Source organism: Pigmentiphaga sp. NML080357 (genome assembly GCF_002188465.1).
GTDB lineage: Bacteria > Pseudomonadota > Gammaproteobacteria > Burkholderiales > Burkholderiaceae_B > Pigmentiphaga.
This window is the reverse complement of the sequence record NZ_NINW01000003.1, coordinates 19,768-32,609: the sequence shown is the minus strand read 5'-3', so window position 1 is coordinate 32,609 and position 12,842 is coordinate 19,768. Positions and strand designations below refer to the sequence as shown.

Genomic DNA, 12,842 nt, shown 5'->3' with positions numbered 1-12,842 from the left:
GGTCAGGGCGCGACCAGGACCATCCAGGTGACGCCGAAGCGGTCGGCCACCATGCCGAAGCGGGACGAGAAAAAGGTGGGGACCATGGGCGCGAGTACCTTGCCGCCGTCGCTCAGCGCGGCGAATTTGCGCTCCGCGTCGGCGTCGTCGGCCGCGTTGATCGACAGGGCGATGCCCTTGAACTCGGCCGGCCCCTTGCACATGCCGTCCGAGCCCATGACCATGGTGTCGCCGATCTGCAGCGACATGTGCATGATCTTGTCTTCCGAGCCCGCGGGCGGGGCGCACTCTTCATTGGACGGCTCGGGGCTGTCCTTGAAGCGCATCATCATGACAACCTTGGCGCCGAGCGCCTTGCCGTAGAACTCGGCGGCCTCTTCCGCGCGGCCTTCGAAGAACAGGTAGGGCTGGACTTGCATGGTCGACTCCTTGGTGGACTGCGGAAAGGTGCGCGGGTTTTTGTGGACGCTGTACACATAACTTATCAGAGATAATGTACAGTGTCCACATGGAGCCCACATGACACGCCTCGCCACCATGTCCACGCCCCGGAGCACTTATCGCCACGGCGATCTGCGCCGGGCCCTCCTGGAAGCCGGTATCGAACTGGCCAGGCAGGGCGGCCCGGCCGCGGTGGTGCTGCGCGAAGCGACGCGCCGCGCCGGCGTCGTGCCGAATGCCGCCTACCGGCACTTCGCCAGCCGCGAAGACTTGCTGATGGCCGTGCGGGCCGCGGCGTTGTCGGCCCTGGCCACGGCCATGGAAGCGGAGCTGGACAAGATCGACGGCGGCATTTCCCAGGCTGATTATGCGCGCGCCAGCCTGCGCGCGGTAGGCGCGGGGTACCTGCAGTTTGCCCGTACCGAGCCCGGCCTGTTCCGCACCGCCTTTGCGCCGTCCGACAGTCCGCTGGACGTGCCCGACGCGGCCAAGGCCGGCAAGCGCGGACTCAATCCCTTCCAATTGCTGAGCGCCGCGCTCGACCGCATGGCCGCCGCCGGCCTGCTCACCCCCGAGCGGCGCTTCGCCGCCGAGTACCTGGCATGGTCGTCGGTGCATGGCCTGGCCATGCTGGTGATCGACGGACCCCTGCGGAATTTTTCAACGGCGCAGATGGATGTGGTGGGCCAGCGCTTGCTGGAGATGGTGGAGAAAGGGCTGTAGGCGGCCAGTCCCTTCAATATCCCGGCAGGCTGAGCGTCCCCTTGTCCGCGAACCGCGTGGTGCCGAACACGCCGCCCGACAGCTTGCCCCGGACTACATAGGGAATATTGTCCAGCCGCGCCGTGTCGGCCAGCCCCAGCGCTTGCCGGATGGCGCTCAGCGCCGATACCGATACCGGCACGGTCAGCACGGTTTCGCCAAAACGGGGGATGCTGCCGCGCTCGCCGCTCACGCCGGTGGCGAAGCGGTTGCCGTTCAACTCCAGTTCAAGCGACGCGCCGTCGTAGTCCACGGCGGAGTCGTTGGGGTTCTGCACCCGCAGCTTGACCGCCAGCCGCATCTCCAGCCCCTGGCCTTCCAGCGGCTCGACGCCGGCTACCTGCACGTTGAGGGGGTCGCGTCCGGACAGGCTGGCGCAGCCGGCCATGGCCACGGCCAGCAGGGCTGCCAGCCCGGCGCGGCGTAGCGGCGAGAAACGCGGGAGGATCGTGTGCATGTCGGTGCCTGTGAAAACCGAAACGGTCATCTTAGGAATCCGGCGCGCATCCCGCAAAACTTGTTACCTCTTGCCGCATGGACGGTTCGTGAGCGGCGATCCATGGTCCAGGCGCCCGGCATCCCTACGCTACAGGCGCGCGAGCTTGTCCGGATTGCGCATCAGGTAGATGTTCGACACCGAGCCGTCCTCGGCGTAGGCGAAGGTCATCGCCGAGACGATCCGGCCGTCCTCGCGCAGGAGCACGCCCTTGGCGCCGTTGATGTCCGCCTCGATCCATTCGAGGTCGCGCCAGAAACGTACCAGCCCCCGCTCGACGAACCGGAGCACGGAAGCCTTGCCCATCAGGTCCTGGCGTATGGTGATGGCCTTGCCGCCGCCGTCGGATGAGAAGCGGATGTCGTCGGACAGCATGGCCGCCAGGGACCCGGTGCCCCGGCCGTTGATGGCGTCCCGGAACGCGTCCAGCAACTGCCGTTGGCGTTCGGCGGGCGCAACGTGTCGCACCTTGCCGGCCTCGACCGCCTCGCGCGCCCGGGACACCAGCTTGCGGCAGGCGCTTTCCTGCATGCCCAGCGTCGCCGCGATGTCCGCATAGGGCATGTCGAAGATCTCGTACAGCAGATAGGCGGCACGTTCCTTGGGAGTGAGGCGCTCCAGCATCAGCAGGAAGGCTGTCGTCAGCGAGGACGCCAGTTCCAGCCGGGATTCCGGCGTGTCGTCCAGCACGGTGTGTATGGGTTCGGGGAGCCACGAACCCACGTAGTCCACCCGCGTCCTGTGGGCCGAGCGGAGCATGTCCACGCAGAGATTGGTGCAGGTACTGGTCAACCACGCTCCCGGGTTCTCGATCGAGGCAGGGTCCGCATGGCACCATTTGATGAAGGTTTCCTGCACTGCGTCCTCGGCATCCGCGCGGGTGCCCAGCATGCGATAAGCCAGCCCGAACAGGAATCGCCGTCGAGTCTCGAAGAAATCCGTATCCATGGTTGGCACCCGCCCCTCTGCGCTTTGCGCATTCCCTAATGTTGCGATACTTGCAGCCGGTTCCAGACGTTGATCATCGCGATGGTCATGGTCAGGACGCCGATTTCCTTGTCGGAGAAGTGTTCGCGCAGGCGCGCGCGAAGCCGGCCGTAGTCGGTCTTGCGATCCAGCACGGTCAAGGCTTCGGTCCATGCCAGCGCGGCCTTTTCCTTTTCTGTGAAGTCGTCCACGTGCTCCCAGACGACCAGGCGGTCCAGCCGTTCGTCGGTCTCGCCGTCCTCGCGCGCCTCGCGGGTATGCATTTTCACGCAAAATGCGCATTGATTGATTTGCGAGGCGCGCAGGAAAACGAGGTGATGCAGCGCGGGCTCCAGGCCTTGTTCGAGGATTTCGGCCTGCGCGGCGCCGAAGGCTTTATAAACCGGGGGAACCAGGGCGGCGGCGTTGACCGGGGAAGTATTGCTCATGGCGATCTCCAAAAAAGTGGTTTCCACTTCTTTGACGATTGACCCGGCACGATTGTGACGCCAGTTGCCGAACGGGGCGGCCGCGGAGAACCGCCGAGGGGGCGCGCTTCGCCTCGGAAGGGCGAAATGTCCTATTGACAGGTCAATAGAATAATTGTGAAATGCCTCGGAGACCGCGCCGGCCTGAGGCGGGCCCCGGCAGGAAAACGACAAATGGAACGAGGTAGCGCGTGAACAACGGGACCCCTGAGCAGGTCATTATCGTAGGTGGCGGTCCGGTGGGGCTTGCAGCGGCGATGCGGCTGGGACACTACGGCATTCCCGCCGTGGTGGTGGAAGCCGAGCAGACCGTTTCCCGGGCGCTGAAGGCGTCCACTTTCCATCCTCCCACGCTGGAGATGCTGGACGAGTACGGCATCACGCCGGACTTGATCAAGGCCGGCCTGGTGGCGCCCACCTGGCAGGTCCGCATGCATGAGACCGGCGAGTATGCCGAGTTCGACCTTGCCGTCCTGAAGGACGACACGCCTCATCCCTATCGCTTGCAGACGGAGCAGTGGAAGTTGTCCGAGCTGCTGTTGGCGCACATCCGGTCGCGGCTGCCCGGCCTGCAAGTGCTGATGGGCCATCGCTGCGTGACGGTCGCCCAGGACGAGCGGTCGGTCCGGGTTACCGTGGAATCGGCAGGCGGGGAGCGGCGGGAACTGTCCGGCCGTTACCTGATCGCGGCCGACGGCGCGCGCAGCACCGTGCGCGCCGCGCTGGATCTGAGCTTCGAAGGGTTGACCTTTCCCGAGACCACCGTGCTGGCCACCACGCGGTTCCCGTTCCACGAGCACATTCCCACGCTGTCCTACATCAATTACTGCTGGGCCTCGACGGGCACGTTCAGCCTGCTGCGGCTGCCGGGACTGTGGCGGGTGAGCCTCTATCCCTGGGAAGGCGAGACGGTGGAGGATGCGCTCGAGCCGGCCTCCATCCAGAAGAAACTCCAGCACATCCTGCCGCGCGACCAGGCCTACGAGGTGATGGAGGTGCGCCCCTACCGCATCCACCAGCGGGTCGTGAACAACTATGTGAACGGCCGCATCGTGCTGGCGGGCGATGCCGCGCACATCAACAGCCCGAGCGGCGGCATGGGCATGAACGGCGGCATCCACGACGCCTTCAACCTGACGGACAAGCTGCGGCGGATCTATGCCGGCGAAAGCGATGCGCTCCTGGGCCAGTACGAGCGGCAGCGGCGGCCTATCGCCATCAAGCACGTGCTGCAGCAATCCGGCCGCAATCGTGCGCGCATGCAGGAACGAGGCGCGGCGCAGCGGCGCTCCACGCTGGATGAATTGCTGCGCAAGGCCGGCGATCCGCAACTTGCGCGCGACTACCTGCTCGAGACGTCGATGATACTGAGCCTGCGCGAGGCCGCCGCCATCGAGTAGCCGGCCGGCGGCGCGCGGCCCGATCGCTGTGCGAGGGTTGCCGCGTGAACAGGCCTAGGCCTGTTGCCTGGCCAGCCGCTCGCGCCAATGGGCGCCGTTCAGCCAGGGCTGCAGCGGAGCGGGCTTGCCGTCGACGGCCGAGACTCCCATCCACGCCAGGCACAGCATGCACGAGAGCACCGGCACGCGCGACTGCGCGTTGGCGGCAAGCAGCGGTTCCAGCGTGGGCATGCCGGTGCCCAGCATCAGGATGGCGTCGGTGTCGTCCGAGGCGAGCTCGTCCAGCAGCGCGCCCGCCGTGCCGGCTTTCATCGAATAGATGGGGTGGAACTGGGTCTCGTCCATCGCGGCCGAGGCGATGCGCGACACCGTGAAACCCTGCGATTCCCAATAGCCCTTGCTTGCGGCGGTCAGGCCGGCGGGATAGGGCGAGGCCAGCGCGACGCGTCGTGCACCCAGCTGGTTCAATGCCGCAACGACCGCGGTGGCGGCCGTGAAGGCGGGCACGCCCCGTTCCCGCTCGATGCGCGCCAATACCTCTTCCTCGCGCTCGCGGCCCACCAGATAGGAAGCGCCGGTGCAGCCGACGGCCACCGCCCTGACGGGGGCGTTGGCGAACTGGTCGCAGGCGTGATCCAGCCGGTCGACATAGTCGACCAGGCGGGCCTCGATGGTGGACTTGTCGCTCATCAGCCTGCCGTTGATGTGGGCGTAGCCCGCAGGCAGCAGGATGAAGTACTCGGGTTCGACCGTGGTGTTGGCCTGCGGCGTGAGCAGGCCGATGAGTCCCTTGGGCGCGTATTCGACGGGCATTGCCGGAATCAGTCCAGTTTGATGTTGGCGGCCTTGATGACGGGCGCCCACTTGCGCTCTTCATCCTGCAGGAACTTCACGAACTCCGCCTGCGGCGCGCCGATGGGCGTGAGGCCCTGCTCGGCCAGCTTGGCGCGGAAGTCGGCGCTTGCCATGACCTTGCCGAGCGAGGCCTGCAGCTTGTCCACCACCGGGGCGGGCGTGCCCGCTGGCGCCGAGACGCCGAACCAGGCTTCGCCCACCATTCCCGGTATGGTCTCGTCCATGGTCGGGACGTCGGGGAAAGCCGGCACGCGCCGGGGGCCGCTGACGGCCAGGATGCGGACGTTCCCGGCCCGCGCCTGGGTGGCGGCCACCGACATATTGTTGAAGATCGCGTCGAGCTGGCCGCCCAGCAGGTCGTTCATGGCGGGACCCGTTCCCTTGTACGGGACGTGGGTCATGTCCAGGCGTCCTTTCTGCTTGAGCATCTCACCGGTCAGGAAACCCGCCGAGCCGACGCCGGCCGAGCCGTAGTTGTACTTGCCGCCCGCCTTGCGGGCCAGCTCGACGAATTCCTTGAAGTCCTTGGCCGGATGGCCGGTGCGCACGATCAGCCCGTTGGGAAAGGTGCCCAGCAGCATGATATGGGCGAAGTCCCGGTAGGGATCGTACGGAATCTTCTGGCCCAGCAGCGGCCCCGTGGTGATGGCCGCGCCGTTGGTGATGACCAGCGTGTAGCCGTTGGGCTGCGCCTTCGCCCCGAGGTCGGTGCCGAGGATGGAGCCGGCGCCGCCCTTGTTGTCGACGATGACGGACTGTCCGATTTCCTGTTCGAGCGCATTGGCCACCAGGCGGCCGATGACGTCGGTGGTGCCGCCCGGGCTGAACGGCACGATGAGCTTGATGGGGCGGTCGGGATAGGTTTCCGCCTGGGCCGCGACCGAGGCGGCCGCAAGGCCCGCGGCCAGCAACGCACGGCGCAGGACGTTCAACGCGCGGGGGCGGGCGCAGGGTTCCCCTGTAATATGATGGCGCATGACATGGACCTGAAGAATGTGTACGACGGCATATGGATATTCGATCAGGTCCTGTCGTCGAGTCAAGATAAATTGTTCTATTGGACAGACAATAAGACAGAAATAGGCCTATGCAGCAAACCTTGCCCTTGCCGAAGTACCACAGCGTGTACCTGGTGTTGAAAGAGCGGCTGCGCGATGGCGTGTACGACGAGCGCGTGCCCGGCGAGCTGGAGCTGATGGAGGAGTTCGCGGTTTCGCGGGCTACCGTGCGCAAGGCGCTCGAGAACCTGGCGCTGGAAGGCCTGATCGAACGTTCGGCGGGACGCGGCACGCGCCGGCTGCCGCCCGCGGGCGCGGCCAGCCGCAGCGTGCCGCCGGCCACCAAGATGACGGGCCTGCTGGACAACCTCATCACGGCCAGCCTGGATACGACCGTCAAGGTCGTCGAGCACGACTACGTCGCGGCGACCGAGCCCGTCGCGGACATGCTGCAGATCCCGCCGCGGAGCCAGGTGCTGCGCGCGGTGCGCGTGCGCAGCACCAAGGCCGGGCCGGTCTCCTGCATTACCACATGGGTGCCGCGCGAATTCGCCGGCAACCTCGGCCGGCGCCAGTTGGGGCGCAAGGCCATGCTGGTGCTGATCGAAGAGTCCGGCGTCGAGATCGGGCGCGCGCGCCAGAGCATCTCGGCGCGCCAGGCCGACGCCACCGTGGCGGGGCTGCTCGGCATGCCGCTGGGATCGGCGCTGCTGTCGGTGAACCGCCTGGTCTACGACGTGAACGACCGGCCCGTCCTGTGGCTGCAGGGGCTGTATTGCCCGGACCGCTACGAATACGAGATGGAGCTGTCGCGGGTAGGCGACATCGATGCCAAGGTCTGGGTCAGCAAGGATTTCAACGCCTATATGCGCTGACCACGCCGTCTGCCCCGTTGCCCGGCGCGGGCGGCGGTGCGTCCGTCCGCTGCGCCAGGACGCGGGCCGAAACGAATTGCTGCGCCTGTGTGCGGACGGCGGCGAGAAAACCCCACACAAACGCCCGAATCAAATGTACTATTGTTAGGACAATAGATGAGAACGAGCCCTCGGGCTCTTCGAGGACGTCGGGTGAGAGGTTGAATACGTCGCCGGGTAAAGGCCAGACGCTGGCGCAGAAGCTGATTGCGCGGGCCGCGGGACGCGCAAGGGTGGACGTGGGCGAGATCGTCACCTGCAAGGTGGATCTCGCGATGTTCCATGATTCTTCCGGGCCGAGGCGGCTGCAGCCGATGCTGGAAGAGCTGGGGGCGCAGATCTGGGACAAGTCCCGGGTCGTGCTGGTCATGGATCACTACGTGCCCGAGCGGGACGAGAGCTCCAGGAAGATCGTGCGCATCGCGCGCGAATGGGCGCGGGAGCAGGCGCTGCCTCACGTCTACGACAGCCAGGGCATCTGCCATGTCGTGCTGCCGCAAGGCGGGCATATCCTGCCCGGCATGTTCTGCGTGGGCGGCGATTCGCATTCGCCCACCGGCGGCGCGTTCGGCGCCTACATGTTCGGCATCGGCGCCACCGAAATGCTGGGGGTCGTCGTGACCGGCGAGATCTGGCTGCGGGTGCCCGACACCTTGCGCATGCACTGGTCCGGATCCTTGCCCGCGGGCGTGACGGCCAAGGACATGATGCTGCACATGCTGGCCCGCTTCGGCATGAACGGCGGCGCCTACCAGGCGGTCGAGTTCTGCGGGCCCGCGGTCCAGGCCTTGAGCATGCAGGAGCGCATGACGCTGTCGAACATGAGCGCCGAGCTCGGCGCGCAGGCCGGCCTGATCGCTCCCGACGCCACCACGGTGGAATGGCTCGCGCGCACGGGCGCGCAAGTGCCGGATATCGAAGGGTGGGAGACCGATGCCGATGCGGTGTGCACGCGCTTCGAGTTCGATGCCTGCGGCCTGCCGCCCATGGTGGCCGCGCCGCACAGCCCCGCCAATTCCCGGCCCGTCGGCGACTACGATCGCGTTCCGGTCCAGGTCGCCTATGTCGGCGCCTGCACCGGCGCCAAGCTCGAAGACCTGCGTGCCGCCGCCGCCGTCCTGCGAGGCCGGCGGGTCGCGCCAGGCGTGCGTCTGATCGTTGCGCCGGCCAGCCTGCAAGATCAGGAGACGGCACGGCGCGAAGGCGTATTGCAGGCGCTGCTCGACGCCGGCGGCGAGCTCCACCCGACCTCGTGCGGCGCTTGCGCCGGCTACGGCAATCCCATGGGAGACGACGTGACGGTCATTTCCACCACGGCGCGCAACTTCAAGGGCCGCATGGGCTCGCCCACCGCCAGCGTCTATCTCGGCTCCCCGTACACGGTGGCGGCGTCCGCCCTGCGCGGCGCCATCAGCGATCCGCGCGAGGTGCTGGCATGAGGACGACCGAAGGCGGCGCTCCTTTCCTCGTGGAGGACGCTTCGCATCGCGTCTGGAAGCTGGGGCCGGACATCGATACCGACCTGCTTGCCCCGGGATATGTCATGCAGCATGGCATCGATGTCATCGCCAAGCATTGCCTGGAGTCGGTGCGGCCCGAGTTTGCCGGCGACGTGCGGCCTGGCGACGTCGTGGTCGCCGGGCCGGGCTTCGGCATCGGGTCTTCGCGCGAACAGGCCGCCGCGGCGCTGGTGCGCCTGGGCGTGGCGGCGGTGATCGCGCCGTCCTATGGCGGGCTGTTCTTCCGCAACGCCTTCAACGTGGGCCTGATGCTGCTTACCTGCCGGGATGCCGAGTCCCTGGCCGAGGCCGAGCGGATCGGCATCCGGTTCCGCGGCGCGCCCGAGGTCGTCGCGCAGGATGGCCGGGTGCTGGCGTGCGAACCGGTTCCCGATTTCCTCGTCGACATGGCCCGCAGCGGCGGGCTCCTGAACCAGTTGCGCAAGCGGCTGGCCCGCCAACCCGCGCATGGCTGAGGTCCGCCCGGCGCGCCGCATGTCCTGATCAACATGATGCCCGATGCTTCTTCCCTCGATCCGGCGCGCACCGCGCTCTTGATCGTCGACCTGCAGAACGATTTCCTGGCACCCGATGGCGCCTATGCCCGGGGTGGCGCGGTGAGCATGGCGGCGGCTGCGCTGCCTCCGCGGGTGGCGGCAGCCGCGCGCGCCCTCAAGGCGGCAGGCGGCCTGGTGGCAGCCAGCCAGTTCACGCTGTGGCCGGATGGCCGGGGCGAGCCCATGATCGCCTCCCACCTGGCCGCCCTGCGTCCGTTCCTGCGCAAAGGGGATTTCGCGCCGGGCAGCCGTGGGCAGGCCAACGTGCCGGAACTGGACGGACTGGTCGACGTGTCGGTCTGCAAAGTCGCCTATTCGGCCTTTTTCCAGACCCAGCTCGACTGGGTGCTGCGCCATGCGGGCATCGATACGGTGGCGGTATGCGGCATCGTGACCAATGGCGGGGTGGCGAGCACGGTGCGCGACGCCCATATGCGGGAGTACCACGTCATCGTGCTGGCCGACGGCTGCGCCGCCTTCCGCGAAGAAGTGCACGCGACCGCGCTCGCCGACATGGCGGGGATCGCCGACGTGACGGATTGCAAGGGTTTCGAACGCGCCCTTGCCGCACCCGGCCAGGCCTGAAGGAGAAATTCCCATGCCCCATGACATGCGCGCGCGCCTCGCGCGTCCCGATATCGTACTCGCGCCGGGCGTCTATGACGCTTTCAGCGCGCTGATCGCCGAGCAGGCGGGCTTCGAGGCCTTGTACCTGTCGGGCGCCTCCATCGCCTATACCCGGCTGGGACGCTCGGACGTCGGCCTGACCACCTACACCGAGGTGGCCGATACATTGGCGCGCATCGCCGAGCGGGTTGCGCTGCCTGTCATCGTCGACGCGGATACCGGCTTCGGCAACGCCTTGAACGTGATGCGCACGGTACGCGGGTTCGAGCGCGCGGGCGCCGCGGTGATACAACTCGAGGACCAGACTTTTCCCAAGCGCTGTGGCCACCTGGACGGCAAGTCCGTGGTGCCTGCCGGCGAAATGGTGGGCAAGCTGAAGGCCGCGCTCGATGCGCGCGTCTCGAGCGAGACCCTGATCCTGGCTCGCACCGACGCGCTCGCCGTCGAGGGGCTGGACGCCGCGCTGGAGCGCGCCGAGCGCTATCTGGAGGCAGGCGCCGATGCGCTGTTCATCGAGGCCTTGAGGACGCCCGAGCAGATGGCGGCCGCGTGCGGCCGTTTTGCCGGGCGCGCGCCATTGCTGGCCAACATGGTGGAGGGCGGCAAGACGCCGGTGCAGAGCGCGGCCGAACTGCAGCGGCACGGTTTCTCCATCGCCATCTTTCCGGGCGGCACCGCGCGTGCCGTCGCCCATACGCTGCGGGCCTACTACGCCAGCCTGCAAGCCCACGGCACCACGGCGCCCTGGCGCGAGCGCATGCTGGACTTCGAGGCGCTGAACGAACTGATCGGCACGCCGGAGCTGATGCGGCAGGGGAATTCGTACTCCGCCTGACGTCCGGTTGGTGCGATCATTGCGTCTTCGACAAAACGCGATGCGGCCGCCGCATCCGTCGGAGACGGCAATGACGCTACAACAACTGCGCGATTTCCTGGCAGTGGCCGAACAGGGCAGCTTCAGGCAGGCCGCCCGCATCCTGGGCGTGTCGCAGGCGGGACTGACCAGCAGCCTGAAGGCGCTGGAATCCTCGCTCGGCGGAGCCCTGCTGGTCCGGTCCGGACGAGGGGTGCATCTGACCGAAGCCGGGCGGAGGTTGTATGCGCGGGCCATCATGATCGACCGCGAAGCACGGCGCGCCGAGGACGAAGTGCTGCAATTGCACGGGCACGCCGCCGGTCCCGTGGACGTGGCGATCGGGCCTTCCATGACGGCGCTCCTGTTGCCGCGCGTGGTGGCCGATTTCCGCGCCCGTTTCCCGAAGGTGGAATTGCGGCTGACCGGCGGGTTCTTCGAGCAGATCCTGCCTTCGCTGCAATTGGGACAGATAGATTTTGCCGTGACTTCCGTGCCGGACGAAGGTGCCGGTGGCGGGCTGGTCAGCACCCCGCTGCTGCAGACACGCCTGAACGTGGTGGCGCGCAAGGGACATCCCATGGCCGGCGCGCGCTCGTTGCGCGAACTGGCCACCTGCGAGTGGGTGGTCATGGGTCCCCCGGGCAGGCCCGGCGGCACCATCGTGCGTTTTTTCGAGGACAACGGTTTGCCCACGCCCCGGGCCGCCGTGCGATGCGAGTCCTTCGCACAGGTCATGGCCCTGGTCAACTCGACCGACCTGCTGGCGCTGGTGCCGCGCGTCATGCTGGACCAGGGCTTGCTGGGCAACCGCGTGGTCCCGGTGGAGCTGGAGGAGCAGGCGCACAGCTTCGAGATATGCCTGGTGCGCCGCGCCGACGTATCGCTGACGCCGGCTGCCGCCGAACTCGCGGCCATGTGCGAGTCGTGCAGCCGCATCATCGCCGGCATGGGCAGGCAGACGGCGGGGCCGCTGCCTGCATGAGGGGACTCGTCAGTCGAGCTGCAGGCCGAGGCTCTGCACGATGGGTTCCCAGCGCGCGGTGTCGGTCTTGAGCATCGCGCGAGCCTCGGCCGACGACGTGCCGGCCGTCACCATGTCCAGCTCCGTCAGCCGGGCCTTGACCGCGGGGTGCTTCATGGCTTGGGCGATGGTCCGCTCCAGGGCTGCCACGGCGGCAGGCGGCGTGTCCTTGTGCACCCATACGTACTGCTTGAACGTCGCGTCCAGGTCGGCGACGCCCGTGGCCTGGGCCAGGGTCGGCACGTCAGGCAGGCTCGGCGAGCGGACGGCCGTGGATACCGCCAGGGCCGTCAGCTTGCCGGTCTTCACGTGAGGCAGTACCGTCGGGCCGGCCAGCCAGCCGCAATCCACCTGGCCGCCGAGGACGTCGGTCAGCGCTGGGCTGGGGCCCCGATAGGCCACGTGCTGGATGTCCGCGCCGGTGGCGCGCAGGAACATGGCTCCGGCAAGGTGGCCGGGCGTGCCGTTGCCTCCCGAGGCATAGGTCAGCCGCTTCTGCCCGGCCAATTCCACCAACTGGCGAGCATGCGCGACTTTCAGGCCGGGATGGCAGACCAGCACCTGGTTGAAGGTAGCCACCATGGACACCGGCACCATGTCCCGGCGGGCGTCGAAGCTCAGCTTCTTGTAGACCAGCGGATTCACCGTGACGACCGTATCGGCGCCCACCAGCAGCACGTGGCCGTCGGGCCGGGACCTGAGCATTTCGGCGGGAGCGAGGTTGAGGCCGGCTCCGGGGCGGTTTTCAACCGTGACGGTCTGGTCGAAGGCGCCGGCGAGTTGCTCGGCCAAGGAGCGGGCGATGATGTCCGAGGGTGCCCCTGGCGGAGAGCCGGACAGCATGCGGATGGGGCCCGCCGGATAGGTCGTCTGCGCGGCTGCGCACGGCGCCGCTGCGGTCGTGAGAGCGCCGGCCAGCAGCCATGCCGGCAATGTGCGTCGATTCATGAGGTCTCCTCCTC

The 12,842-nt window shown here is 67.6% G+C and carries 15 protein-coding genes; 8 read left to right on the top strand and 7 right to left on the bottom strand.

The features are described from left to right. Positions 1–2: 2 nt before the first annotated feature. On the bottom strand, positions 3–419 hold the full coding sequence (locus tag CDO44_RS00295) for a VOC family protein (protein ID WP_087778404.1): 417 nt from the start codon (positions 417–419) through the stop codon (positions 3–5). Positions 420–519: 100 nt separating this feature from the next. Here CDO44_RS00295 and CDO44_RS00290 point away from each other — a divergent pair, with 100 nt between their 5' ends. Next, positions 520–1,164, top strand: a complete 645-nt coding sequence (locus CDO44_RS00290) for a TetR/AcrR family transcriptional regulator (RefSeq protein ID WP_087778141.1) — start codon at positions 520–522, stop codon at positions 1,162–1,164. 13 nt (positions 1,165–1,177) lie between these two features. Here the strand turns inward: CDO44_RS00290 and CDO44_RS00285 are convergent, their stop codons facing one another. The 3 genes from CDO44_RS00285 to CDO44_RS00275 all read right to left on the bottom strand — a co-directional run bounded on the left by CDO44_RS00285 (position 1,178) and on the right by CDO44_RS00275 (position 3,114). Then, on the bottom strand, positions 1,178–1,660 hold the full coding sequence (locus CDO44_RS00285; RefSeq protein WP_087778403.1) for an LEA type 2 family protein: 483 nt from the start codon (positions 1,658–1,660) through the stop codon (positions 1,178–1,180). A 129-nt stretch (positions 1,661–1,789) separates the two neighbouring features. Then, entirely contained in the window at positions 1,790–2,647 is an 858-nt protein-coding gene (gene sigJ / locus CDO44_RS00280; protein ID WP_087778140.1) for an RNA polymerase sigma factor SigJ, read from the bottom strand. Between the two features lie 35 nt (positions 2,648–2,682). After that, on the bottom strand, positions 2,683–3,114 hold the full coding sequence (locus tag CDO44_RS00275) for a carboxymuconolactone decarboxylase family protein (protein WP_087778139.1): 432 nt from the start codon (positions 3,112–3,114) through the stop codon (positions 2,683–2,685). Between the two features lie 230 nt (positions 3,115–3,344). On the opposite strand from CDO44_RS00275, the gene CDO44_RS00270 reads away from it, so the two are divergent. Continuing rightward, positions 3,345–4,553 (top strand): NAD(P)/FAD-dependent oxidoreductase, encoded by a 1,209-nt coding sequence (locus tag CDO44_RS00270; RefSeq protein ID WP_198951253.1) that lies wholly within the window; start codon positions 3,345–3,347, stop codon positions 4,551–4,553. Positions 4,554–4,607: 54 nt separating this feature from the next. Here the strand turns inward: CDO44_RS00270 and CDO44_RS00265 are convergent, their stop codons facing one another. Together CDO44_RS00265 and CDO44_RS00260 are read right to left on the bottom strand one after the other, a co-directional pair. Next, on the bottom strand, positions 4,608–5,366 hold the full coding sequence (locus CDO44_RS00265) for an aspartate/glutamate racemase family protein (RefSeq protein ID WP_087778137.1): 759 nt from the start codon (positions 5,364–5,366) through the stop codon (positions 4,608–4,610). Between the two features lie 8 nt (positions 5,367–5,374). Continuing rightward, positions 5,375–6,451 (bottom strand): tripartite tricarboxylate transporter substrate binding protein, encoded by a 1,077-nt coding sequence (locus CDO44_RS00260; protein WP_233145978.1) that lies wholly within the window; start codon positions 6,449–6,451, stop codon positions 5,375–5,377. 44 nt (positions 6,452–6,495) lie between these two features. Here CDO44_RS00260 and CDO44_RS00255 point away from each other — a divergent pair, with 44 nt between their 5' ends. The 6 genes from CDO44_RS00255 to CDO44_RS00230 all read left to right on the top strand — a co-directional run bounded on the left by CDO44_RS00255 (position 6,496) and on the right by CDO44_RS00230 (position 11,841). After that, complete coding sequence (locus tag CDO44_RS00255; protein WP_198951252.1) at positions 6,496–7,281, top strand: GntR family transcriptional regulator; 786 nt, start codon at positions 6,496–6,498, stop codon at positions 7,279–7,281. A 200-nt stretch (positions 7,282–7,481) separates the two neighbouring features. After that, entirely contained in the window at positions 7,482–8,759 is a 1,278-nt protein-coding gene (locus tag CDO44_RS00250; RefSeq protein ID WP_087778135.1) for a 3-isopropylmalate dehydratase large subunit, read from the top strand. After that, the gene (locus CDO44_RS00245; protein ID WP_087778134.1) at positions 8,756–9,295 is read left to right on the top strand and encodes a 3-isopropylmalate dehydratase; all 540 of its coding nucleotides are present in this window, start codon (positions 8,756–8,758) and stop codon (positions 9,293–9,295) included. Before CDO44_RS00250 ends, CDO44_RS00245 begins: the two co-directional genes overlap by 4 nt. A 36-nt stretch (positions 9,296–9,331) precedes the next feature. Then, complete coding sequence (locus CDO44_RS00240) at positions 9,332–9,961, top strand: cysteine hydrolase family protein (protein WP_087778401.1); 630 nt, start codon at positions 9,332–9,334, stop codon at positions 9,959–9,961. A gap of 13 nt (positions 9,962–9,974) precedes the next feature. Beyond that, positions 9,975–10,838 (top strand): oxaloacetate decarboxylase, encoded by an 864-nt coding sequence (locus CDO44_RS00235; protein WP_087778133.1) that lies wholly within the window; start codon positions 9,975–9,977, stop codon positions 10,836–10,838. 70 nt (positions 10,839–10,908) lie between these two features. Beyond that, entirely contained in the window at positions 10,909–11,841 is a 933-nt protein-coding gene (locus tag CDO44_RS00230; RefSeq protein WP_087778132.1) for a LysR substrate-binding domain-containing protein, read from the top strand. Positions 11,842–11,850: 9 nt separating this feature from the next. Here CDO44_RS00230 and CDO44_RS00225 read toward each other — a convergent pair whose 3' ends face one another. Further along, a complete protein-coding gene (locus tag CDO44_RS00225; protein WP_087778131.1) occupies positions 11,851–12,828 on the bottom strand; it encodes a tripartite tricarboxylate transporter substrate binding protein in 978 nt (325 codons plus the stop codon). Positions 12,829–12,842 lie beyond the last annotated feature (14 nt).